Source organism: Sphingomonas parva (ex Maeng et al. 2020), assembly GCF_004564275.1.
Taxonomy (GTDB): Bacteria; Pseudomonadota; Alphaproteobacteria; order Sphingomonadales; family Sphingomonadaceae; genus Allosphingosinicella; species Allosphingosinicella parva.
The window spans coordinates 23,881-47,338 of the sequence record NZ_SPDV01000018.1 but is presented as its reverse complement, the minus strand read 5'-3'; the positions used below and the strand labels follow the sequence as shown (position 1 = coordinate 47,338).

Annotated in this window: 22 protein-coding genes; 8 read left to right on the top strand and 14 right to left on the bottom strand. The window is 68.7% G+C overall.

The genetic code is table 11. The features are described from left to right. Nucleotides 1–202: 202 nt before the first annotated feature. A complete protein-coding gene (locus tag E2493_RS10695; RefSeq protein ID WP_135086550.1) occupies nt 203–1,825 on the bottom strand; it encodes a lysine--tRNA ligase in 1,623 nt (540 codons plus the stop codon). A gap of 152 nt (nt 1,826–1,977) precedes the next feature. Between E2493_RS10695 and E2493_RS10690 the strand changes: the two genes are divergently transcribed. Both E2493_RS10690 and E2493_RS10685 read left to right on the top strand, forming a co-directional pair. Further along, nucleotides 1,978–4,692, top strand: a complete 2,715-nt coding sequence (locus tag E2493_RS10690) for an ATP-dependent DNA helicase (protein WP_135086548.1) — start codon at nt 1,978–1,980, stop codon at nt 4,690–4,692. Next, nucleotides 4,689–5,222 (top strand): SixA phosphatase family protein, encoded by a 534-nt coding sequence (locus tag E2493_RS10685; protein WP_135086546.1) that lies wholly within the window; start codon nt 4,689–4,691, stop codon nt 5,220–5,222. The genes E2493_RS10690 and E2493_RS10685 overlap by 4 nt, the downstream gene beginning before the upstream one ends. Nucleotides 5,223–5,390: 168 nt before the next feature. Here the strand turns inward: E2493_RS10685 and E2493_RS10680 are convergent, their stop codons facing one another. From E2493_RS10680 to rpmF, 5 genes are all read right to left on the bottom strand, one after another. Beyond that, complete coding sequence (locus E2493_RS10680) at nt 5,391–5,771, bottom strand: MerR family transcriptional regulator (RefSeq protein ID WP_135086543.1); 381 nt, start codon at nt 5,769–5,771, stop codon at nt 5,391–5,393. A 5-nt stretch (nt 5,772–5,776) separates the two neighbouring features. Beyond that, nucleotides 5,777–6,100 (bottom strand): integration host factor subunit alpha, encoded by a 324-nt coding sequence (locus tag E2493_RS10675; RefSeq protein ID WP_135086541.1) that lies wholly within the window; start codon nt 6,098–6,100, stop codon nt 5,777–5,779. 88 nt (nt 6,101–6,188) lie between these two features. Beyond that, complete coding sequence (locus tag E2493_RS10670) at nt 6,189–7,151, bottom strand: beta-ketoacyl-ACP synthase III (RefSeq protein ID WP_135086539.1); 963 nt, start codon at nt 7,149–7,151, stop codon at nt 6,189–6,191. Continuing rightward, entirely contained in the window at nt 7,148–8,197 is a 1,050-nt protein-coding gene (gene plsX, locus E2493_RS10665) for a phosphate acyltransferase PlsX (RefSeq protein WP_135086536.1), read from the bottom strand. The genes E2493_RS10670 and plsX overlap by 4 nt, the downstream gene beginning before the upstream one ends. Nucleotides 8,198–8,231: 34 nt before the next feature. Further along, the gene (gene rpmF / locus E2493_RS10660; RefSeq protein ID WP_135086535.1) at nt 8,232–8,411 is read right to left on the bottom strand and encodes a 50S ribosomal protein L32; all 180 of its coding nucleotides are present in this window, start codon (nt 8,409–8,411) and stop codon (nt 8,232–8,234) included. Between the two features lie 193 nt (nt 8,412–8,604). Here rpmF and E2493_RS10655 point away from each other — a divergent pair, with 193 nt between their 5' ends. Continuing rightward, on the top strand, nt 8,605–9,045 hold the full coding sequence (locus tag E2493_RS10655) for an MAPEG family protein (RefSeq protein ID WP_191992989.1): 441 nt from the start codon (nt 8,605–8,607) through the stop codon (nt 9,043–9,045). Between the two features lie 16 nt (nt 9,046–9,061). On the opposite strand, the gene E2493_RS10650 is transcribed toward E2493_RS10655, so the two are convergent. Beyond that, the gene (locus E2493_RS10650) at nt 9,062–9,724 is read right to left on the bottom strand and encodes an MBL fold metallo-hydrolase (RefSeq protein ID WP_135086533.1); all 663 of its coding nucleotides are present in this window, start codon (nt 9,722–9,724) and stop codon (nt 9,062–9,064) included. Nucleotides 9,725–9,791: 67 nt separating this feature from the next. Here E2493_RS10650 and cysD point away from each other — a divergent pair, with 67 nt between their 5' ends. Further along, nucleotides 9,792–10,691, top strand: coding sequence for a sulfate adenylyltransferase subunit CysD (gene cysD, locus E2493_RS21570; protein WP_191992988.1), 900 nt, complete (start codon nt 9,792–9,794; stop codon nt 10,689–10,691). Then, nucleotides 10,692–12,473, top strand: coding sequence for an adenylyl-sulfate kinase (cysC, locus tag E2493_RS10645; protein ID WP_191992987.1), 1,782 nt, complete (start codon nt 10,692–10,694; stop codon nt 12,471–12,473). 7 nt (nt 12,474–12,480) lie between these two features. On the opposite strand, the gene E2493_RS10640 is transcribed toward cysC, so the two are convergent. Next, nucleotides 12,481–14,286, bottom strand: a complete 1,806-nt coding sequence (locus E2493_RS10640) for an NUDIX hydrolase (protein WP_135086531.1) — start codon at nt 14,284–14,286, stop codon at nt 12,481–12,483. Nucleotides 14,287–14,397: 111 nt separating this feature from the next. Here E2493_RS10640 and E2493_RS10635 point away from each other — a divergent pair, with 111 nt between their 5' ends. Further along, on the top strand, nt 14,398–15,621 hold the full coding sequence (locus E2493_RS10635) for a serine hydrolase domain-containing protein (protein WP_225421368.1): 1,224 nt from the start codon (nt 14,398–14,400) through the stop codon (nt 15,619–15,621). Between the two features lie 244 nt (nt 15,622–15,865). Here E2493_RS10635 and E2493_RS10630 read toward each other — a convergent pair whose 3' ends face one another. Together E2493_RS10630 and E2493_RS10625 are read right to left on the bottom strand one after the other, a co-directional pair. Further along, entirely contained in the window at nt 15,866–16,786 is a 921-nt protein-coding gene (locus E2493_RS10630; protein WP_135086529.1) for a cation diffusion facilitator family transporter, read from the bottom strand. A gap of 69 nt (nt 16,787–16,855) precedes the next feature. Next, nucleotides 16,856–18,235, bottom strand: a complete 1,380-nt coding sequence (locus tag E2493_RS10625; protein WP_135086527.1) for an L-serine ammonia-lyase — start codon at nt 18,233–18,235, stop codon at nt 16,856–16,858. Between the two features lie 55 nt (nt 18,236–18,290). On the opposite strand from E2493_RS10625, the gene pabB reads away from it, so the two are divergent. Together pabB and msrB are read left to right on the top strand one after the other, a co-directional pair. Then, nucleotides 18,291–20,000: an aminodeoxychorismate synthase component I gene (gene pabB / locus E2493_RS10620; protein WP_135086697.1), complete on the top strand. Its 1,710-nt coding sequence runs from the start codon at nt 18,291–18,293 to the stop codon at nt 19,998–20,000. Continuing rightward, nucleotides 19,997–20,491 carry a peptide-methionine (R)-S-oxide reductase MsrB gene (gene msrB, locus E2493_RS10615; protein WP_135086525.1) on the top strand — a complete coding sequence of 165 codons (495 nt, stop codon included), beginning with the start codon at nt 19,997–19,999 and terminating at the stop codon, nt 20,489–20,491. Before pabB ends, msrB begins: the two co-directional genes overlap by 4 nt. Nucleotides 20,492–20,498: 7 nt before the next feature. Here msrB and pdeM read toward each other — a convergent pair whose 3' ends face one another. The 4 genes from pdeM to E2493_RS10600 all read right to left on the bottom strand — a co-directional run bounded on the left by pdeM (nt 20,499) and on the right by E2493_RS10600 (nt 23,302). After that, entirely contained in the window at nt 20,499–21,161 is a 663-nt protein-coding gene (pdeM, locus tag E2493_RS10610) for a ligase-associated DNA damage response endonuclease PdeM (protein WP_135086523.1), read from the bottom strand. 32 nt (nt 21,162–21,193) lie between these two features. Further along, a complete protein-coding gene (locus E2493_RS21210) occupies nt 21,194–21,355 on the bottom strand; it encodes a hypothetical protein (protein WP_167737482.1) in 162 nt (53 codons plus the stop codon). Nucleotides 21,356–21,512: 157 nt separating this feature from the next. Further along, nucleotides 21,513–21,995 (bottom strand): MgtC/SapB family protein, encoded by a 483-nt coding sequence (locus tag E2493_RS10605; RefSeq protein WP_135086521.1) that lies wholly within the window; start codon nt 21,993–21,995, stop codon nt 21,513–21,515. Nucleotides 21,996–22,096: 101 nt separating this feature from the next. Then, on the bottom strand, nt 22,097–23,302 hold the full coding sequence (locus E2493_RS10600; protein WP_135086519.1) for a dipeptidase: 1,206 nt from the start codon (nt 23,300–23,302) through the stop codon (nt 22,097–22,099). Between the last annotated feature and the right edge of the window lie 156 nt (nt 23,303–23,458).

Genomic DNA, 23,458 nt, shown 5'->3' with positions numbered 1-23,458 from the left:
GTGCTCGATGGACCCAGTCGCGAACCGCGCCCCCGCCGCCGCATGCCGAACCTGGCGTTTTTTTCGTGCTTTTACAAGGCGCGATGTCGGCCGGCCAGCTCCGGCGGAGACATCCGCGGCGCCCGCCCATCGATTTAGCCTATTCTCCGCCTATTCACGCAAAAAGGCAGCGGCCGGAGCGCCATCGGCTCCTGCGCCACCTTCATCGCGCCGCCAGCGCCTCACGGATCAGCCTGCGGCTGTTCTCGACGCCGTAGAGCGCGAAGAAGCTGCCCATGCGCGGTCCCTGCTCGCTGCCGAGCAGGGTCTCGTAGAGGACCTTGAACCAGTCGCGCAGGCCCTCCTTCCCATAATGCGCCTTGCCGATCTCGTAGACGTGGTTCTGCAGCACCACCGCCGGATCCTCCTCGCCTGCCGCGTCCTCGCGGCTCGCCGCCTCGTGCGCGGCGAGCAGCGCGTCGAGCTCCTGCAGCGCGGGCATCTCGGCCGCCGTCGGCGCGCGCCGCCGCAGCGATGGCGCCACGAACCTGCAGCCATATTCCACTGCATAGCCGACGAGCCGGTCGAGCGCCGGACTGGCCTCGGCGCTGAGGCCCGGATTGTAGCGGCTGAGGAAACTCCAGACCGTCTCGCGATCGCCGACGCCGGGCAGGCTGGCGATGTTCAGGAGCAAGGCGAAGCTGATCGGCAGCTTCTCCTCCGGCACGTTGCCGCCATGGACGTGGTGGACCGGATTGCCGAGCCGCTTGTCCCATTCCTGGGTCGGATAGGTGGCGAGGAACTGGTAATATTCGTCGACCGCGCGGGGGATCACGCCGAAACTCAGCTGCTTGGCCTTCTTGGGCTCGCGATAGATGTAGAAGGCGAGGCTTTCGGGCGGCGCATAGGTCAGCCATTCGTCGATGGTGACGCCATTGCCCTTCGTCTTCGAGATCTTCTCGCCATTCTCATCGAGGAACAATTCGTAGTTGAAGCCCTCGGGCGGACGGGCACCGAGGATCCGCACGATCTTTGAGCTCTGCACGACCGAATCGATCAGATCCTTGCCGGCCATCTCGTAATCGACGCCGAGCGCGTACCAGCGCATCGCCCAATCGACCTTCCACTGCAGCTTGGCGCCGCCGCCGAGGATCGACTGCTCCACGGTTTCTCCCGTCTCCGGCTCGACGTAGCGAACCAGGCCCGCCTCGGGATCGACCACCTCGATCGCCACCTGCAGCACCTTGCCCGAGACGGCGCTGACGGGGAGCACCGGCGAATAGGTCTTGCGCCGCTCTTCCCTCAGCGTCGGCAGCATCACGTCCATGATCTCGCCGTACTTGCGCAGCACCTGGCGCAGCGCCTCGTCGAACCGGCCCGAACCGTAGCAATCGGCCGAGGAGAGAAACTCATAATCGAAGCCGAAGCGGTCGAGGAATTGGCGCAGCAGAGTGTTGTTGTGCGCCGCATAGCTGTCGTGGCCGCAGCCGTACGGATCCGGCACGCGCGACAGCGGCTGGTCGAGATGGTCGTGCATCATGTCCTGGTGGGGCACGCCCGGCGGCACCTTGCGCATGCCGTCCATGTCGTCCGAAAAGGCGATCAGCCGGCTCGGCCAGTCGACCATCTCCGCCAGAGCGTGGCGGACCATCAAAGTCCGGGCAACCTCCTGAAAGGTGCCGAGGTGCGGCAGGCCCGACGGCCCATAACCCGTCTCGAACACGATCTCGCCCTTGTCCGGGCCGTTCGGGTAGCGCTTCAGCAGCTTGCGCGCTTCCTCATACGGCCAGGCCTTGGAGACGAGCGCGGCTTCGCGCAGCGCGGCAGGAATTTCATGGGTCGGCATGCGCCGCTCTTCGCCCCTTCACCGCCGCCGCGCAAGGTTCTTCCTCTGGCCCTTGGCCAGCCGCCGTTCAACCGCGCCTGCCTACGCTTGCCTCCCGCGAGTCGTCCGCCTTCCTCGTTGCCGTTTCGTTCCCATCTCGGCTAAGCAGACCCATGACCTCTCCCTTCCCTTATCCGGCGCTGCACGCCACCCACGGCGGGATCTGGCTGGCCACGCCCGACGGGGAGGTGCGCGCGCTCGGCCGGGGCGAGGCGATCGCCCGGGCGGCCGAGACGCCGATGATCATGCTGAACGCGCCGCTGATCGGCCAGCGTCTCGGCTATCCCGAGCTCTCCGGGCTCGATCTGCTCGAGCTCTTCGCCTTCGTCCATCCTGCGCGCTTCGCGGTGCCGACGGCGAAGGGCTTTGCCGACGCGCTCGGCCTCGCCGCACCGGAGAGCGACGCCGAGGCGGCACCGTTCCTGCAGGAGGCGGCCGGCGCCCTTGTCGCACGCATGGGTGGGGACTGGCCGGAGCGGGAAGGCGCCTGGGCCTCCGCCCAGTCGCTGTGGCGCCTGCACTGGCCCTGGGCGCCGGTCGTCGGCCAGGCCCTCGCCAGGCCGGAGCGGGATGAGCGCTGGCTGTTCTCGCGCCTTCCGGAATGGGAGGAGGGGGCCGGGCGCCCGCAGCCGCGCAGCGTGCGCGTCAGCGAGCTCGAGGCGGTCGAGCGGCTTGCCGAACTCGTCGGCAGCGCCGCCGAGGTCCGGCAGGGCCAGCGCGACTACGCCGCCGCCGCCGCCGCGGCCTTCGCGCCGCGCAAGATCGATGGCGCGCCCAACATGCTGCTCGCCGAGGCCGGCACCGGCATCGGCAAGACGCTCGGCTATCTCGCCCCCGCCTCGCTCTGGGCGGAGCAGGCGGACGGCGCGGTCTGGATCTCGACCTACACCAAGGCGCTGCAGCGCCAGCTCGACCGCGAGGGCGTCCGCCTCTTCCCGGATCCGCAGGAGCGGCGCCGCAGGATCGTCGTTCGCAAGGGCCGCGAGAACTATCTCTGCCTGCTCAATCTCGAGGACGCGCTGCAGGGCGGCTTCAGCGGGCGCGCGGCGATCCTCGCCCAGCTCGTGGCGCGCTGGGCGGCCTATACCAAGGACGGCGACATGGTCGGCGGGGATCTCCCGGGCTGGCTAACCTCGCTGTTCCGTCGCGCCGGCGCCACCGCCCTCACCGATCGCCGCGGCGAATGCGTCTACGCAGGCTGCCCCCATTATCGCAAATGCTTCATCGAGCGCGCCGCCCGGGCCAGCGCCGACGCCGACATCGTCATCGCCAACCATGCGCTGGTGATGGTCAACGCCGCCCGTGCCCGCGACAACCCGCCGACGCGCATGGTGTTCGACGAAGGCCATCATCTGTTCGACGCCGCCGATTCGACCTTCGCCGCCGCGCTGACCGGCCAGGAGACGATCGAGCTCCGCCGCTGGCTGATCGGCCCCGAGGGCAAGTCGCGCGGCCGGCGCCGCGGTCTCGCCGCCCGGCTTACCGACGTCGCGTCCTATGACGAGGCAGGCGCTCTGGCGCTCGAAGCGGCCGTCGATGCCGCCGGGCAGCTACCCGCCGACGGCTGGCTGCAGCGAATTGCCGAGGGGCTGCCGCTCGGCCCGCTGGAGAAATTGCTCGCCGCCGTCCGTGCCACCGCATACGCCCGCGCCACCGCCCAGGACGCGGGCTACGGCATCGAGACGGAGATCGCCGAGCTCGACGGCGATATCGTCAGCGCCGCCGCGCCCGCGGTCGAGGCGCTCGAGCGGTTGCTCCGGCCGTTGATCGCCCTCGGCAAGCGCCTGGAGGCGGTGCTCGAGGACGCGCCCGACTGGCTCGACGCCCAGGCGCGAGCGCGGATCGAGGGCGCGATCGGCGGCCTCACCTGGCGGGCCCAGACCCTGCAGTCGTGGATCGCCCTCGCCGCCCGGCTAGGGGGGCCGGCCGATCCCGATTTCGTCGACTGGCTCGCCGTCGACCGGGTCGACGGCCGCGAGTTCGACATCGGCCTCCATCGCCGCTGGCTCGATCCCACCCGTCCGCTCGCCCGCGCCGTGCTGGAGCCCGCCCACAGCGTCGTCGTCACCTCGGCGACCCTGCGCGGGGCGGAGGATTGGGGCGCTGCCGAGGCGCGGACCGGCGCCTGCCATCTGCCCGCGCCGGCGCATCGCTTCGTCGCCGACAGCCCGTTCGACTATGCGGTCAACAGCGAGGTCCTGATCGTCACCGATGTGAAGCGCGGCGATGTCGCCCAGCTCGCCGGCGCCTATGCCCGGCTGGTCGATGCCGCGGGCGGAGGGACGCTCGGCCTGTTCACCGCCATCCAGCGCCTCAAGGCGGTCCACGCCCGCATCGCCGACCGGCTCGCGCGCGGCGGCCTGCCGCTCTACGCCCAGCACGTCGATCCGATCGACACAGGCACCCTGGTAGACATCTTCCGCGACGATCCGCGCGCCTCCCTGCTCGGCACCGATGCGCTGCGCGATGGAGTCGACGTGCCCGGCCATTCGCTGCGCCTGGTTGTGATGGAGGGCGTCCCCTGGCCTCGACCGACCGTTCTCCACGCTGCGCGCCGCGCGGCCGGCGGCGGCACGGCCTATGACGATCGGGTCGTCCGCGCCCGTCTCGCCCAGGCATTCGGACGGCTCATCCGCCGCCGCGACGACAAAGGCGTTTTCGTCCTCCTCTCTTCCGCGACGCCTTCGCGCCTGCTTTCGGCTTTCCCGCCCGGCGTCGCGATCCGGCGGTTGCCGCTCAGCGAAGCGATCGAGCGGGTGCGGATGCTGCTTTCCAGCGAGAGCGCTTTCGGGCATCAGCCGCGGCTTCAGACCGAAGAGGCCGAATGAAGACGCTGACGCTGCTGCGCCACGCCAAGTCCACCTGGGACGATCCGGTCGCCCGGGATTTCGATCGTCCGCTCAATCCGCGCGGCCGCCGCGCCGCCCGCACCGTCGGCGCCGAGATGCGCAGCCTCGGCCTCGGCTTCGACCGCGTCCTTGCCTCACCGGCGCGCCGGGTGATGGAGACGCTTGGCGAGGTGGAGGGTGCCTTCGGCCGGCTCGGCGCCGATTATGACGAGCGCCTCTACCTCGCCAGCCCGACGACCCTGCTCGATCTCGTCCATGCCACCCCCGACGAGGTGGCCCGCCTGCTCCTCGTCGGCCACAATCCGGGGCTCGAGGAGCTCGCGCTGCTGCTTGCCGGCGACGGGGCGCTGCGCAGCGAGGTCGCGGTCAAATACCCGACCGCGACGCTCGCCGAGATCGCCTTCGACATCCCTTGGTCCGAGATCGCCCCCGGAACCGGGCGCCTCGCCCGCTTCATCCGTCCGCGCGACCTCGACCCCGAGCTCGGGCCCGACGAGGACACGCACTGAGGCTGGCCCCGGCCCAGATCCGTCATCCCGGCCAAGGCCGGGATCGCGGGTCAGTTGGCCTGTGCCTCAAGAGAGTGCTCCATCAGCGCTGGGGCTAATCTCGCTGGGACCCCGGCCTTCGCCGGGATGACGGGCACGGGAATCGACGGAATAGCGGCTGAAACGAGCCTAGACCGCGGCCTCGTCCAGCGCCTCGGCCAGCGTCTGGCGGATCGCGCGGAGCTCCTCGAGCGGGAGGCTCGCCTGCTGATTGGCCGGCGTCGGGCCGGTGGCTCCGACCAGATCCTCGCCGTCGCCCGCCTTGCCGGCCAAGAGCTGCTGGACTCCGCGGATGGTGTAGCCGTCCTGGTTCAGCAGCCGGTGGATACGATGCGCGAGCGCGACGTCGGACGGCCGGTAATAGCGGCGGTTGCCGGCGCGCTGCAGCGGCCGGAGCTGCGGAAAGCGCGTCTCCCAGTAGCGCAATATATGCTGCGGGACGCCGAGGTCGGACGCCAGCTCGCCGATCGTCCGGAAGGCCTGTTCGCTCTTGCGGGGCGCCTCGGCCATAGGCCTCAGCCGGCCTTGGCGATACGCTCGCGCATGATCTGGCTGGCGCGGAAGGTCAGCACCCGGCGCGGCGCGATCGGGACTTCGACGCCGGTCTTCGGATTGCGTCCGACGCGCTCGCCCTTGTCGCGCAGGATGAAGCTGCCGAAGCCGGAGATCTTGACGTTCTGCCCGTCGGACAGAGCGTGGCACATGTGGTGGAGGATGCGCTCGACGATGCCGGCCGATTCGGCGCGGGACAGGCCGATCTCGCGGTGAATCACGTCCGAGAGGTCCGCCCTCGTCAGCGTTCCCGCCTCCGTGCGCCTCAAGATTCCCGCGTCAGCCATCTGGCGTCCCCCTCCCCGGAAGAAAAATGAAGTAAAAGCATAGTGCAAATGCCCGACGTCTGCAAACCTGTGTTGCGACGAGGCGTCTCTAGAAGCGGGCGACTGCGGCGCCCCAGGTGAAGCCGCCGCCCATCGCTTCGAGCACGATCAGGTCGCCCTGTTTGATCCGGCCGTCGCGGACCGCCGTGTCGAGCGCCAGCGGCACCGAGGCCGCCGAGGTGTTGGCGTGCTGGTCGACGGTGACGATCACGCGCTCCGGCGGCAGGCCGAGCTTCTTGGCGGTCGCGTCGAGGATGCGCTTGTTGGCCTGGTGCGGCACCACCCAGTCGACCTCGTCCGCGCTGTGCCCGGCGACGCCGAGCACCTCGTTCAGCACGTCGGCGAGATTCACCACCGCGTGGCGGAAGACTTCCTTGCCCTTCATCCGGAGCTTGCCGACCGTACCGGTCGTGGAAACCCCGCCGTCGACGTACAGCAGGTCGTTGTGCCGCCCGTCGGCGTGGAGGCGGCTGGCGAGGATGCCGCGATCCTCTGTGTCCTGCGCCTGGAGGACGAGAGCGCCGGCGCCGTCGCCGAACAGGACGCAGGTCGCCCGGTCCTCCCAGTCGAGGATGCGGCTGAAGGTCTCCGATCCGATGACCAGGGCGTAATCGGCCATGCCGCCCTTCACCATGTTGTCGGCGACGGACAGTGCATAGAGGAAGCCGGTGCAGACCGCGGCGACATCGAAGGCGATGCAATCATTTATGCCGAGCGCCGTCTGGACGCGGGTGGCGCTGGCCGGGAAGGTCTGGTCGGGCGTCGCGGTGGCGAGGACGATCAGGCCGATCTGTTCGGGCGAGATGCCGGCCGCCGCGAGAGCCTTCCGCGCCGCCTCGGTGGCGAGCGTTGCGGTGGTCTCGCCGTCCCCGGCGATGTGGCGGGTGCGGATGCCGGTCCGCTCGACGATCCATTCGTCGCTGGTATCGACGCGCTCGGCGAGCTGGGCGTTGGTGACGCGGTTGGCGGGAAGCGCCGAGCCGGTGCCAACGATGACCGAGCGCCGGGTCACTTCGCCGCTTCCACGGCGGCGCGGTGCGCGGAAATGTTGTCGAGATCCTCGATGATCTTGCGGGTCAAATCTTCGCGTACCATGCGGGCGGCAACTCTTATGGCGTTGGCGACGCCTTTCTCGTTGGCGCTGCCGTGGCTCTTCACCACCAGACCGTTAAGGCCGAGGAAAACCGCGCCATTGTGGTTGTTCGGATCGAGATGGTGCTTGAGCAGCTCGGTCGCCGGCCGCGAGATCAGGAAGCCGATCTTGGAGCGCAGCGAGCTGGTGAACGCGCGGCGCAGCAGGTCGGTGACGAAGCGGGCCGTGCCTTCGAGCGACTTGAGGGCGATGTTGCCGGAGAAACCGTCGGTGACGACCACGTCGACGTCGCCCCGCGAAATCTTGTCTCCCTCGATGAAGCCTTCGAAGCGCATGCCGAGATAATCGGCCTCGCGCAGGATCGCGGCGGCTTCCTTCAGCTCGTCCGTGCCCTTCAGCTCCTCGGTGCCGATGTTGAGCAACTGCACGCGCGGACGCTCGAGATCGAGGACGACGCGGGAATAGGCCGCGCCCATCACGGCGAACTGGACGAGGTTGCGCGCGTCCGATTCGGTGTTGGCGCCGAGATCGAGCATGACGAGATCGTTCTCGCCGAGCGTCGGCAGCAGGGCGGCCAGCGCAGGGCGATCGATGCCCTTCATCGTGCGGAGCGCGAGCTTGGCCATCGCCATCAGCGCGCCGGTGTTGCCGCCGGAGACGGCGGCATGGGCCTCGCCGGCTTTCACTGCCGCGACGGCGCGGCCCATCGACGTGGTCTTGGCGCGGCGAATCGCCTGGCTCGGCTTGTCCTCGGCCGAGATCACGTCCGGCGTGTGCTCGATCTCACTGACCGCGGCGAGCTCCGGATGCGCGGCGAGCTCCGCCCGAATCGCGGATTCGTCGCCGATCAGCAGGAAGGACAGATCGGGACGACGGCGGTAGGCGAGGGCGGCGCCCGCGCACATTACCGCCGGGCCGACATCACCACCCATCGCGTCTATTGCGATCCGTGGCGAGCTGACCACCGACGTCGTCTCCTGAAACCGTCAGTCTAAAGCCTTAGGCCTCGACCGGCAGGACTTCACGCCCGTTGTAGTGACCGCAACCGGTGCACAGGTTGTGCGGGAGGTGCAGCTCACCGCAGTTCGAGCATTCCTGGAAGTTCACGGGCTTCAGCGCATGATGGCTGCGGCGCATGTTGCGCTTCGAGGGCGAGGTCTTTCTCTTAGGGACGGCCATCCTGGCACCTGTTCCAATCGATCGGGTTCGTTGATGTGGCGAGCGAGCGGCCAATGGTCAACGGCTGGTTCGGCCGCAGGCCATGGCGGCCGGGTGCTCGCGCCTGAGCGGTGTGCCCTATAGCGATTTCGGCCGCTGTTGCAAGCATCGCCTTGGCATGAGAAGCGGTGGATGAGCCAAGGAGCCCGAGCCGATGACCCTGACCCTGCCGATCACCCTCACCATCGCTGCCGGCGCGGCGCTGATCAACATCTGGCTGGGCACAAGGATCAGCCGCCTCAGGCTCCGCGACAAGGTCTCGGTGGGCGACGCCGGCAACGCCGCGATCCTGAACCGGATGCGGCCGGCGGAGGCGAACTTCACCGAATACACTCCCTTCTTCCTGATCCTGCTCGCCCTGATCGAGCTTGCCGCGGGATCGCCGACCTGGCTGTGGATCGTCGCGGTGGTCTTCATCGTCGGCCGGCTGCTCCATCCGTTCGGAATGGACCGTCCCGCTCCCAACAAGCTGCGGATGATCGGCATCCTCACCACCTGGCTGATCCTGGTCGGGCTCGCCGGCTATGCCCTGGTTCTTGCCTCGACATACCGGCCGCAGCCGGCGGTCACCTATGCGGAGCACACCGCCCTCTGACTCCGCACCCGCGCGCTCAGCCGCGGGCGAGCACCTGATCGCCGACGAACGGGTTGCTCCGCCGCTCGTGGCCGAAGGTGCTCATCGGCCCGTGGCCCGGCACGAAGGCGGTATCATCACCCAGCGGCCACAGGCGCTGGGTGATCGCATCGAGCAGGTCCTGGTGGTTGCCCATCGGGAAGTCGGTGCGACCGATCGAGCCGCGGAACAGCACGTCGCCGACGATCGCCAGCTTGGACGGGGCGTGGTGGAAGACGACATGGCCCGGCGTGTGGCCGGGGCAATGATAAACGTCGAAGGTCAGGTTGCCGACGGTGACCGTGTCCCCGTTCACCAGCCAACGGTCCGATTCGAAGACCTTTCCGGTGATGCCGTAGCTGCGGCCGTCGTCCTCGAGCCGCGCGATCCAGAAGCGGTCGTCCTCATGCGGGCCCTCGATCGGCACGCCCAGTTCGTCAGCCAGGATCTTGGCCGATCCGCAATGGTCGATATGGCCGTGGGTGAGCAGGATCTTCTCGATCGTCACGCCGTTCTGCGCCGCCGCCGTCTTTAGCCGGTCGAGGTCTCCGCCCGGATCGGTGAAGGCGCCGCGCATCGTCTCGGTGCACCACAGCAAGGTGCAGTTCTGCTGGAGCGGAGTCACCGGCACGATCGCGGCCTTCAAGGGAGGATTGGTCATGGCGCGGACATGGCCCGCGCCCCGGCACGTTGCAACAACCCCGGGGCTCGCGTTACCTTCCGCCGCGATGGTGCTCACCCATCTCCAGCGCCTCGAGGCGGAGGCGATCCACATTCTCCGCGAGGCCGCGGCGGAAGCCGATCGGCCGGTGATGCTCTATTCCGCCGGCAAGGACAGTTCGGTTCTGCTTCACCTGGCGCGCAAGGCCTTCGCGCCGGCGCCGCCGCCCTTCCCGCTTCTGCACGTCGATACCAGCTGGAAGTTTCGCGAGATGTACGCCTTGCGGGACAGGGTGGCCGCCGCCGCCGGCATGGAGCTGATCGTCCATCGCAACCCGGAAGCGCAGGCGAGGGGCATCAACCCGTTCGAGCACGGCTCGGCGCTGCATACGCGCCTGTGGAAGACCGATGGCCTGAAGCAGGCGCTCGATACGCATCGGTTCGACGTCGCCATTGCGGGCGCGCGCCGGGACGAGGAGGGCGTGCGGGCGAAGGAGCGGATCTTCTCATTGCGCAGCCGCGGCCATCGCTGGGATCCGAGGCAGCAGCGCCCGGAGCTCTGGCGGGTCTACAATCTGCGCAAGGGGGAGGGGGAGAGCATCCGGGCCTTTCCTTTGTCCAACTGGACCGAGCTCGATGTCTGGCGCTACGTCGAGGCGGAGGGGGTGGAGGTCTGCTCCCTCTATTTCGCGGCTCCGCGCCCCACGGTCGAGCGCAACGGGACGATCCTCGTCGCCGATGACGATCGGCTGCCGCTCTTCCCGGGGGAATCGCTGCGGCAGCGCTTCGTCCGCTTTCGCACCCTGGGCTGCTACCCGCTGTCCGGCGCGATCGAGAGCCGGGCACGATCAGTGCCGGAGATCCTGGCGGAGATGGGAGCAACGCGATTGCCCGAGCGGCACGGACGGCTGATCGATCGTGACGGGACTGCCGCAATGGAGCGGAAGAAGCGCGAGGGCTATTTCTAGATGCCGGCCGCTGCCCGATCGAGCCTGCGCTTCATCACCTGCGGATCGGTCGACGACGGCAAGTCGACGCTTCTCGGACGCCTGCTCGTCGAGACCGGCTCCGCGTCGCAGGCGGAGCTGGCCCGGTGTGGCGGCGATCTCGCGAGGCTGCTCGATGCGCTGGAGGCCGAGCGCGAGCAGGGCATCACGATCGACCTCGCTCATCGCTTCTTCGCTTCGCCGCGGCGCAGCTTCATCGTCGCCGACGCGCCCGGCCACGAGCAATATACCCGCAATCTCGTTACCGGCGCGAGCAATGCAGAGCTCGCGCTCGTTCTGGTCGACGCGCGGCACGGGATCCTCCCGCAGACGCGGCGGCACAGCTTCCTCTGCCGCCTGCTCGGCGTCCGCGCCTTCGTTTTGGTCGTCAGCAAGATGGATCTCGTCGGCTGGGACCAATCGGCGTTCGACCGGATCGTCGCGGATTATCGCGAGGTGGTTCCGGAGTTCACCGCCATCCCGGTCTCGGGTCGGTCCGGGGACAATGTCGCCCGCCCGTCGGATCAGATGCCCTGGTATCGAGGCCCCACCGTGCTCGATCACCTCGACGCGGCCGACCCGGCTACCGCCGAGGCAGATTCGGCGCCATTCCGGCTTCCCGTTCAGAGCGTGACGCGTGGCGGCGTCCGCGGCCTTTGCGGGCTCGTCGCCAGCGGTGCCGTCCGCCCGGGCGACTCCCTGCGGGTGATGCCGGCGGGAACCAGTGCCCGCGTCGCGCGCATCCTGCTTGGCGATGCGACGCTCGAACAGGCCGAGGCCGGTCAATCGGTGTCGATCGAGCTGACCGAGCCGGTCGATTGCGCGCGCGGCGACGTCCTCGTCGCCGCCGAGGGCGCCCAGGTGGCGGACCAGTTCGAAGGGACGATCATCTGGCTCTCGGGCGAGGAGCTGACCCCCGGCCGGCAATATGAGCTGAAGCTGGCCGGTCAGTCGGCTCTGGTCACCATCCTGCCGCCCAAGCACGAGATCGACGTCAACACGTTCGACCGGCTGCCGGCGAAGACGCTGAGGATGAACGGCATCGGAGTCGCGCATTTCTGGACCGATCACCCGATCGTCTTCGCGCCCTACCGGGACTGCCGGGAGCTCGGCGGCTTCATCGTGATCGACCGGATCAGCAACGAGACCGTCGGCGCCGGGCTGATCCATTTCGCGCTCCGCCGGTCGGAGAATCTCTCGCCGCAGCCGCCCCGGCTGAGCCGGGAAGCCCGGGCGGCGCTGAAGGGCCAGAGGCCCCGTCTGGTCTGGTTCACCGGCCTCAGCGGCGCCGGGAAGTCGACCATCGCGAACCTGGTCGAAGCGAAGCTCTATGCCAGGGGCTGCCACAGCTTCCTGCTCGATGGCGAGAACATCCGTCTCGGGCTCAGCCGGGATCTCGGCTTCACCGACGCCGATCGGGCGGAGAACATTCGCAGGGTCGGCGAGACGGCCAAATTGATGCTCGATGCCGGTCTGATCGTGCTCGCGGCCTTCATCTCGCCGTTCCGCGCCGAGCGACGGATGGTGCGCGCGCTGGTGGGCGAGGAAGCGTTCGTCGAGGTCTTCGTCCACGCGCCGCTCGAGGAAGCCGCCCGCCGCGATCCGAAGGGCCTCTATGCCAAGGCGCGCGCGGGGCGCCTGCCGAACTTCACCGGGATCGATTCGCCCTACGAGCCGCCGGAGCATCCGGAGCTCGTCATCGACACTCTGGAGATCAGCGCCGAGGACGCGGCCGAGGAGATCGTGCGCTTCCTCGGCCTGTAGTCACGCCTCAGCGGCCCTGCATCACCGCATAGTCGAACAGGCGGTAGCGATAGCGCTGCTGGGCCCGCACGTTGGCGGCGATCCGGCCGTGCAGCGCCTCGTCCCATTGCCCCCAGCGCGCGATGAAGGCCTCCGCTGCGGCGCGGTCGCCATTCTCCTGCAGCGCCAGCACCTGCTGGAGAAGATCGCGCACCGCCTCGTGATATCGGTCGTAGTCGATCGACATCTTAGCCGTCGTCGCATCGAACTTCAGCACGCCGCGGTCGAGGAACCAGTTCCACTGCATCAGCTGCATCATGTTGTAAGGCTGCTCGCGCCGCGGCTTGTTGTTCTGGAGCGTCCTCAGGATGCCGCTGGCGTAGAGCGCGCGCAGCTGATCGGCCGTATAATAATCGCGCCGCCGCAGCTCCCTGGCGACGAACAGCGAGACGAGATCCGCCTTCATCTCCTCGAGCAGGCTGGCGTCGGGTCCGAGCGCGACGTCGAGCGCCTGTCCGCTGCGGGTCACGTCCGGGCCGAGATAATGGCCGACCTCGTGCCACAGGGTGCGGTAGAAGTTCGCATCCGAGGTGAGGTGCGCGGCGTCCTGCGGCACCATCGCCGCCGCGAAAACGTCGCCGCTGCCGCGGAAGATGTTCGGATCGCGCATGATGTTGGCGCGCAGCAGGATGATGCTGCCGTAGCGCGCGGCCAGATAGGCTTCGTTCGGCAGGTTGGTGGCGGTGTTGGCGCCGCGCGCCTGACCGAAATCAGCGACCACATCGTAGACGCCGACAGGAATGTCCTCCTGCACCTTCTTGTGGCGCTCGGTCGGCAGTGAATCCTCGAGTGCCTGGATGCCTTGCATCGCCTTGCGCAGCGCGGCGCCTTCCTCGTTTCGCGCAGCGAGAAGGCTCAGGCTGTAGAAGGCGCGGGTGCCGTAGAGCTCGTCGTCATAGGTCTCATAGGCGCCGATCTGCGCGTTGAGGTTCTTGAAGCGGCCCTTGATCCACGCGGCGTCGCCCGATTCGTAATCGTCGGAAAGGAGGTCGCGGGCGCGATTGCGCAGATATTTGGCGAACTCCCAGTCGCTCGGCTCGACTGCGGCCGCCGCCTCGTTGAGCAGGCGGTGCGCCTCGATCATCTCGTCGGCATAAGCAAGGGAGTAGGGAACGGCGTAGAGGGTCGCGCGGTCGGGCGCCTTGGCGAGCCGCTCGATGCGGGCGCGAAGGCCGGGGTGGAGCGTGTCGAGCACAGGATACTGGCGCAGCTTGCCGAGATCGCGGCGCAGTACCGCCATCTCGGCGCGGCGCACGATCGAACGAAGGTCGGTGAGGCTGGCGCGCTCGCCCGGGTGTGCGGCGAGATAGGCGTCGATCTCCGCCTTGGTCAGGCCCCATGGGTAGACGTTCTTCCCCGGAGGCGCTTCCTCGGCCGCCACGAACGGCACTCTCTTGTTGTCGAGCGTGGTGGCGATCGGCCCCTGGAACAGATTGTACAAGGTGCCGAGATTGCGGCCGTGCGGATCGGTGCGGCGGGCGAGGGCGTCGCGGATCTGCAGCGCGCTTCGGTGGCGCTGGAGCTCGTAGACGTTCTGGAAGATCCGCCCCACCTCGACGAGCTTGCCGACCGCGGTCTGCTCGCCGGGGCTGAGATGAGTGAGGCTGGGCGCGAGCCGCGTCGTCTGTGTCCTCTCGAGGATCTCCTGGACCTGGGCGGGGGTCCACTCGCGGGCGGCGGATGGCTGCTGCGCGGCGAGCGGCGGCGCCGGCACGAACACGAGCGCGGTCAGGGACAAAGCGGCGGCAAGGCGACGGTGCGGGCGATCGGCCATGGGAACTCCGGGCGTGACTGTCGCGCGACCATGGCAGGCGCAGCGGGGCGCGGAAAGCCTAGCCGCTGGTCCGCGCTTGCGAACTTGCCTGCCCCCGCTAGGCTCCCGCCGATGAAGTGGTTCGCCCTTCTCGCCCTCCTCGCCCTCGCCGGCTGTGCCGCGGCGCCGTACCGGCCCGCCGCGGATATGGCGCCCGCCCATGGCGCGCACGCCTTCGTCATCTTCGACCGGGCCGGCGTCCTCGAAACCGGTGCGCAGGGTCTCGCCGATCGGGCGGCCGGCCGTGCGCTGTCGGTCGAGGATCCGGTGCGGATCGCCTCGATCAGCAAATTGCTGGTGGCCCTAGGCGTCATGCGAATGGTGGAGGGCGGCCAGCTCGATCTCGACCGAGACGTCTCCGATTGGCTGGGCTGGCCGCTCCGCAACCCGGCCTTCCCGGCCCAGCCGATCACGTTGCGCCTGCTGCTGTCGCACCGCTCGAGCCTGCGTGACGAGGTCGATTACGCGTTGCCGCTCGATGCGATCGTCGAGCGGGCCGTTGCCGACCCCGAGGCCTTCGATCCCGAGCACCCGCCGGGCACCTTCTTCCGCTATTCGAACCTCAACTTCCCGGTCGTCGCCACAGTGATGGAAAAGGCATCGGGTGAGCGCTTCGATCTGCTGATGCAGCGGCTGGTGCTCGAGCCGCTCGGTATCGACGGCTGCTACAATTGGGCGAGCTGCTCCGATGGCGCGATCGCCCGGGCGGTGGTGCTCTACACGCCGGACGGCGAGGTGCTGCGCGATGACCTGAAGGGCGCACGGCCTGCATGCCCGGTAACGCCCGCTTACGACGGCAGCTGCGACTGGACTGCCTATCGACCAGGAATCAACGGCGCGGTCTTTTCGCCGCAGGGCGGGCTGAGGATCTCGGCCGCGGACCTGGCCAAGGTGGGGCAGCTGCTGCTCCGCGAGGGGCGCCTGCCCGACGGCACGACCTTTCTCTCACCCGGCAGCCTCGCGACCATGACGAAGGAGCATTGGCGCTTCGACGGCGCCAACGGGGTAACGGAGGAAGGCTTCTATTGCGGCTACGGCCTCGCCGTGCAGCGTCTCGCGTCCTGCGTCCCCAGCGACGATCCATTCGGTGACGGGCGGATCCGCTTCGGCCATGCCGGCGACGCCTATCGTGTCCGCTCGGGCCTGTGGATCGACCCGCGCAGCGGCCGCGGCATCGCCTATTTCGCGACCGGCGTGGACGAGGATGCGCCGCGCGGCCGCTCCTCCTATCGCGCCATCGAGGAGTGGCTGGCGGCGAGGCTCCATGGCGCCGCCCGTCGCAGTGGGCGGCGATGAGCACCAGGGCCAGCGGGATCCTTGCGCCGATCCTGCGCCACAAGCCGGAGGCGGGCGGACTGGCCCTCGACCCGCACGGCTGGATGCGGTCGAGCACGTGCTCGCGGCGCTCTTGAGCCGATTCGGCGCTTTCGCGCGGCACGACCTGGAGGCGCTCGTCCAAAGCTCCGATGGGGTGTGGCTTACCGATAGAGTGCCGCCGGCCTTCCTCGTCGCCGCTGCTGAGGGCTGGGGCCCCGGTCGGTCAGGCGGGGGCGGCCGCTCCCAGTGAAACCGGCGCCAGATAGACCCGCTTCACGTCGGACTGGGCGGCGGTGACCGCCGCGGTGATCGCCGCGATGCTCCGCTCGACGTCGCCGGCGGTCAGGCGATCGTCGAAATCGACCGCGGCGGTCACGACGATGTCGTGCGGTCCGAGATGCACCGAATTGATGTCGCGCACCGTCTCGACGCCTTCGCCGGCTCGGATCAGCCGCTCGACGTCAGCCAGGACGGCCGGCATCGCCGATTCGCCGATGATCAGTCCCATGGTCTCGCGCGCAAGCAGCAGCGAGGCGACGATCAGGATCGCACCGATTACGATCGAGGCGACGCCGTCGAGCGCCGGCTGGTCGAGCAGATGGGCGAGGGCGAGGCCGATCAGCGCCACGACCAGGCCGAGCAGGGCGGCGCTGTCTTCGAACAAGACCGTGTAGAGCACCGGATCCTTGGCCTCGCGGATCGCCGTCCACCAGTTTCGGCCGCCAGTGACGGTCCGGAATTCCTTCAGCGCCACGACGAACGAGCCCGCCTCCAGCGCAACGGCGACGAGCAGGATGACGTAATTGACCACAGGGTTCTCGATCGGTTCGGGCGCGTGCAGCTTGTGGATGCCCTCGTAAATCGCCACGGCGCCGCCGGCGGCGAACAGCAGGACGGCGACGACGAAGCTCCAGAAGTAGATTTCGCGGCTGTAGCCGAACGGATGGCGGGCATCGGCGGGCTTCTGGGACCGCTTCATGCCGAGAAGGAGGAGGCCCTGATTCGACGTGTCGACCAGGCTGTGGACGCCTTCGGCGAACATCGCCGACGAGCCGGTGAGCGCCGCCCCGACGAACTTCGCGGCGGCGATGCCGAGATTGGCCGCACCTGCGGCGAACACCACCTTCTTCGAACCGCCGGCCATGCATCCTCCTCCAGTGTGAGGCGGGTGAACGCCGGGCGGGCGTCGAGTTTCCCGATCAGCCTGGCCGGCTCAGCACTCGACGACGTTGACGGCGAGACCGCCCTGGGCGGTCTCCTTGTAGCGCTCGTTCATGTCGAGGCCGGTCTTGCGCATCGTCTCGATCACCTGGTCGAGGCTGACGCGGTGCGAGCCATCTCCGACGAGCGCGAGTCGGGAGGCCTCAATCGCTTTGATAGCACCGACGGCGTTGCGCTCGATGCAAGGCACCTGGACGAGCCCGCCGACCGGATCGCAGGTGAGGCCGAGATTGTGCTCCATGCCGATCTCGGCGGCGTTCTCGATCTGGCGATTGCTGCCACCGAGCGCTGCGGTCAGCCCCGCCGCGGCCATCGAGCAGGCGACCCCGACCTCTCCCTGGCAGCCGACCTCGGCGCCCGAGATCGACGCATTCTCCTTGAACAGCGAACCGATCGCCGCCGCGGTCAGCAGGAAGGTGCGAACCCCCTCTTCGTTCGAGCGCGGCGTGAACCTCTGATAATAGCGCAGGATCGCCGGCACGATGCCCGCTGCGCCGTTGGTGGGGGCGGTGACCACGCGGCCGCCGGCGGCATTCTCCTCGTTCACCGCCAGCGCCCAGAGGTTCACCCAGTCGATCACGGTCAGCGGATCGGAGAGCGTCCGCTCGGCCCGGTCGAGCAGCAGTTTGTAGAGGCCGGGCGCGCGCCTCTTCACCTTCAGGCCGCCCGGCAGGATCCCATCCTGGCCGATGCCGCGATCGATGCAGCGCGACATCGCGTCCTCGATTGCCCCGAGCCGCGTGTCGATCTCCTCGTCCGACAGGGCCGCGCGCTCGTTGGCGCGGGCGACATCGGCGATGGTGAGGCCCTCCCGCTCCGCCACGTCGAGCAGCTCCTCGGCGGAGAGATAGTTGAACGGGACGTCCCACGCGCCTTCGGGCGGAGCATTGCGGGCGATCGCCGCCTCGTCGACAACGGCGCCGCCGCCCGTCGAGTAATAGACCGCAGTCTCGATCGCGGCGCCGGTTGCGTCGTGGGCGGTGAAGCGCATGCCGTTCGAATGATGGGGCAGCCGTTCGCGCTGAAGGAAGCGCAGGTCGGCGGCCTCGTCGAAAGCGATCTCGTGCCCGCCGCCGAGCCGGAGCCGCTTGCTCTCGCGGATCCGCGCGACGATTGCCTCGGCCTCGTCGGGATCGACCCGGTCGGGCTGCTCGCCGGAGAGGCCGAGCAGCACCGCCCGATCGGTCGCATGGCCTTTGCCGGTCAGCGCCAGCGAACCGTAAAGGTCGACGCCGATTCGTGCGGTGCGGTCGAGCAGTCCCTTGCGCTGCAGAGTCTCGACAAAGCGGCACGCGGCGGTCATCGGGCCCATCGTGTGCGAGCTCGACGGGCCGACCCCGATCTTGAAGAGATCAAATACGCTGGTGACCAAGACATTCTCTCCCCGGGCGGCAGATGCGCCCGCCGCGCCCTTCTGGCAAGCCGGCGTGCCGTTCGTGCTCCTCGAGTTCGAGGGCAGAGCGCGGCTCTACCGTCACCCAAAGCAGATCATCGAGACGCGCAGCCCGGACGCGGTGCAGGCCTGTCTCGGCCGGCTGCGCGGCGAGCATGCCGCCGGCTTCATCGCCTATGAGGCCGGGGCGACGCTCGAACGCACGCTGGCCGCCTCCGCCCTCAATGCCGAGGAGGGTGCGCCCCCGCTGGTCTGGTTCGGCCTGTTCGAGGAGAGCGAGGAGGTAGACGCCGGCGCGCTCCTTCCGGACCCGGCGGGCGCCTGGGCCGGGGCGCCGCGGCCGCTGATCGCCCGCCATGTCTATGAGAGCCAGGTCGCGGCGCTCCGCGAGCGGATCTTCGCTGGCGACGTCTATCAGGTGAACCTCACCTTCCCGGCGGAGGTGCCGACCGCCGGCCATCCGCTCGCCATCTATGCCGCACTCCGGCAGCGGGCGCGGGCCGGATGGGGCGGCGTGGTGTTCACCGGCGCGCACTGGCTGCTCTCGTTGTCGCCGGAGCTGTTTTTCACCGCGCGTAACGGCCGGGTGACCACCCGCCCGATGAAGGGCACCGCCCCACGCTCCGCCGACCCGGAGACCCTCCGCGCCGACCCCAAGCAGAGGGCCGAGAATCTGATGATCGTCGATCTGCTGAGGAATGATCTCTCCCGCGTCGCGATCCCGGGGACGGTCGAGGTGCCCGAGCTCTTCGCCGTCGAAACCTATCCGACGCTCCACCAGATGACCTCGACCGTCACCGCCGAGCTCGCGGCCGGCGTGGACCCGGTCGCCCTTCTCGAGACGATCTTTCCCTGCGGCTCGGTGACCGGGGCGCCGAAGATCCGGGCGATGGAGCTGATCCGCGGGGCCGAAGTGGGGCCGCGGGGCGTTTATACCGGCTCGATCGGAAGGGTTGCGCCCGACGGGGAAGCCGCGTTCAATGTCGCCATCCGGACGTTGACGCTCGCCGCTGGCGAAAGCATTGCGCGCATCGGTCTTGGATCGGGCATCGTCGCCGACAGCGAGCCGGCCGACGAATGGCGCGAGTGCCTGGCGAAGGGAGCGTTTGTGGAGACCGGCCGGAGCTTCGACCTGATCGAGACGATGCGCTTCGAGCCGGAGGACGGCGTGGTCGGTCTCGAGCGGCACCTCAACCGGATCAAGAACAGCGCGGAGGTTCTGGGCTTCGCCTTCGATCGCCACGCCGCCCGCAACGAGCTGCAGGCGGCGACTTTCCCGCTCCGCAAGGCGCGCAAGGTGCGGCTGCTCCTCTCGCGCAGCGGCGCGATCGCCATCGAGGTGCGGGCGCTTCCGGCGGAGCCGGACGAGCCTGTCGCCGTGGCGCTTCTGCCCCTGCCGGTCGACCGCGACGATTTCCGTCTCAGGCACAAGACCAGCGATCGGGCCTTTTACGACGAGGCGCGCGCGACGACCGGCCGGTTCGAGTGCCTGTTCGTCGATCCGGACGGCTTCGTCACCGAAGGGAGCTTCACCAGCGTCTTCGTCGAGCGCGACGGCCGGCTGGTGACGCCTCCGGCCGCACGCGGGCTGCTCCCCGGAATTCTTCGCGAGACGCTGATCGAGGAAGGCGAGGCGGTTGAAGGCGAGCTCACGCATCACGATCTCAGCCATGGTTTCTACATCGGGAACTCCGTCCGCGGGCTGATCGCCGCGCGGCTGCTGGATGCGGAGGTGACGCCATGAAGATCGGCAGGCGAAGCGTGCTGGGCAGCACAAGCGTGCTCGTGGTCGGCGGGCTGGGGCTCTGGTGGGTTGGGCGCAGGGGCGATGCGGCGCCGCGCGGTACCTATGAGGTGGCGTTCTCCGACGCCGAGTGGCGCAGGCGCCTCGCCCCGGAGCGCTACCGCGTGCTTCGCCAAGGCGACACGGAGCGCTCCGGATCGAGCCCGCTGAACCACGAGAAGCGCACCGGCACCTTTCTCTGCGCCGGCTGCGCCCTGCCGCTCTACGCCTCGCGCGACAAGTTCGAGAGCGGCACCGGCTGGCCCAGCTTCACGCGGCCGCTGCCGAACGCCGTGGGCACGCGGCCGGACGATAGCCTGTTCATGCGCCGCACGGAGGTGCATTGCCGGCGCTGCGGCAGCCACCTCGGCCATGTCTTCGACGACGGCCCGCAGCCGACCGGAAAGCGCTATTGCATGAATGGCGCGGCGCTGACCTTCAGGCCGGCCTGAGCAGCGCCTAGGCCGCCAGCGGGAAGCGCAGGAGCCGGTCGGCGACCGGGACCAGCGCTTCCGCACGTGTCCCGACGGCGCGGACAATCTCCGGATGCGCGGCGTCGAGGCCGCCTGTCAGGGAGCCGAAAGCGGGGAGGATCAGCTTGCGGTCCGCCGCGACGAAGCAGCGGCGCGACACCTGGCGCCCGCGCAGGTTGATCCGCAGCTTGGGGTGAAAGTGTCCGGAGAGCTCGGGCCGCGTCTCGGCGGGATCGGCCTCGTGGCGAAGGAGCAAACCGTCGACCTCAGCCTCTTCGACGATGTCGCCGCCGCAATGGTCGGCGATTCCGGGATCGTGGTTGCCGGTGATCCATGTCCACCGGGTCGCGCTGGTCAGCGCCGCGAGCATCTCCCGCGCGCGGACGGGCAGGCGGTCGCAGCCATTGCGGTCGTGAAAGCTGTCCCCCAGGCACCAGATCTCCTCGGCGCCGGTGGAGACGGTGAGCGCGGTCAGATCGGAGAGTGTCGCCAACGAATCATAAGGCGGCAGCATCTGGCCGAGCCGGGCGAACCAGCTCGCTTTCTCGAGATGCAGATCGGCAACGAGCAGGGCCCGGCGCGCGGGCCAGTAGAGCGCTCCCTGCGGAAGCGGCATCAATTCGGTGCCTGAGAACGAAAAGCGAACCATGCCGGCCAGCTATAGCCCCGCAGGCGGGCGGTTCAAGCGGCTTGGCGCGCCTGCTGCTGCGTCGCCGGCGACGCATCGCGGTCGACGATCGAATCCGCGGCGCCGGGGTGGGTGGCGAAGAACAGCAATGCCCCGGCGACGAAGCCCTGGAGCCCGAGAAGGAACGGATTGTTGAGCTTCTTCAGCCACTTCATGATTGCACCGGTAATGTCGTTGGTTCCAGGTCGCGCATGCTCCCCCCGGAGAGGCGGCGATCGGTCGCGCGCCATTACGTCTCCGGAAGAAAGAACACCAGCGCGAAATCCTCGCGCCGCGCTCGAGATGGGGATCAAGTCTTGAAATGCAACCAGATCAGTCCGGTTTGTCGGAGATCCGCTCCGAGGGTAGGAAGCGCTCGAACAGCCTGAGGCCGGTGACGAGGACCAGGGCGAGGCCGCCGCCGACCAATACGACGCCATATTGGCCGCAGCCGCAGGCGATCCCGACGGACGCCGCGATCCAGATGTTCGCCGCCGTTGTCATGTTCCGCACCGCGCCGCCGCGCACGAAGATCAACCCTGCGGCAATGAAGCCGATCGACTGGGCGAGCCCCTGCACAGCACGCAGCGGGTCGGGACCGTCGCCGCCTTCGGTGCGCATCTCGGTATAGAGCAGCAGCGAGGAGACCATGATCATCGCCGAGGAGAGGGCGACCAGCGCGTGGGTGCGGATGCCGGCGTCATGGCCGCGCACCTCGCGATCGAGGCCGAGCAGCAGGCCGATCAAGGCGGCGAGTCCGAGGCGAAGTGTCAGCTCGCCGAACGAGGTCACTTCCAGCGGATGGGAACGGAGCATGCTTCTGCCTTCGATGTCGAGCCGGTTCCGGAACGAGCCGGCTCAGACCCAACGGCGCAGGGGCCCGACGGTTTCGTCCGGCGCCTGCGCCGAAGCCCGGCTCAGCGGCGGGCGGGGGCTTTCTCGGCCTGCGCCTGCACGGCCCGCATCACGCGCAGCAGGTTCCCGCCCATGATCTTGGCGATGTCTGCATCCTTGAAGCCCTCCTTGCGGAGTCGCGCGGTGATCAGCGGCAAGGCGGAGACATCCTCCATGCCGAGGACGCCGCCGCCGCCGTCCCAGTCCGCGCCCAGGCCGACATGATCGACGCCCATGACGGCGATCGTGTGGAGCAGGCTCTTCATGTAGAGCTCGAAATTCGCGGTCGTATAGGGATGGGTCGCGTCCAGCGCGGTCTTCTCCGCCACGAGCCGGCGGCGATCGGCAGGCGACAGCGTCTCCCAGCTCTCCTGCCGGTCGGTGATCGCGCCGCGCTCCTCGGAATTGTCGAAGGGGACGAGGAACACCGAGTTGACGAACATCACGCCGCCGGCTTTCGCAAGCTTGCGCATCCTCTCGTCGTCGATGTTGCGCTTGTGATCGAACATCGCCTTGGGCCCGGAATGGCTGAGGATGATCGGGGCCTTGGACAGCGCGAGCATCTGATCGAAGACAGCGTCGGACGAGTGGCTGCCGTCAATGATCATGCCGAGCCGGTTCATCTCTGCGACCCACTGCCGACCGAGCGGGCTGAGCCCGTTCCAGCGCGGCGTATCGGTGGCGGAATCGCCGAACTGGTTGTTCTTCGAATGCACCGGCCCCGCCATGCGGACGCCGAGCCGGTAGTAGGTGCCGAGCAGGGAGAGGTCATCGCCGAGCGGATAGCTGTTCTCGATGCTCTGGAAGACGATGTGCTTGCCCTCCTTGTGGAGCCGCTCCGCATCGTCGGCCGTCGTCGCGAAGGCGAGCTTGTCGGGATGTGAGGCGACCACGCGCTGGATGGCGGTCGCGCGCATCAGCGCGTCCGCCTTGGCCTTGGCCATCGCGGCGGGATCGAGGCTGCCCTGCGAGGTGTAGATGACGAAGAAGCCGCCATCGAGGCCGCCGGCCTCCATCCGGGGGATGTCCACCTGGCTGTTGTCCCAGGCATATTCGTGCCAGCGGCTGAAATCCCACCCTTGCCGCTCGAACAGCACCGGCGTGTCGAGATGGGTATCGAGGACGAGCATCTCCTCATGGGCAAGACGGTCCGCGGGGGAGACCTGCGGATGGGCGGGGGCCGGCGCGGCGAGAGCAAGGCCGAAGGTCACGAACGGGGCGATACGCATGCAATTCCTCCTGTCGCGCGGGAGGATGGAAGGGTGGGCGGAGGAACGCAAGGCAGCTGCATCCGAAATGAGCGCGAGCTCTTGATACGAACCTCTTTGGTTCTATATTACCGTTGCCGGACGCCAGAAGGGTCCGGTGCCGCGGGCGCCCCGCGC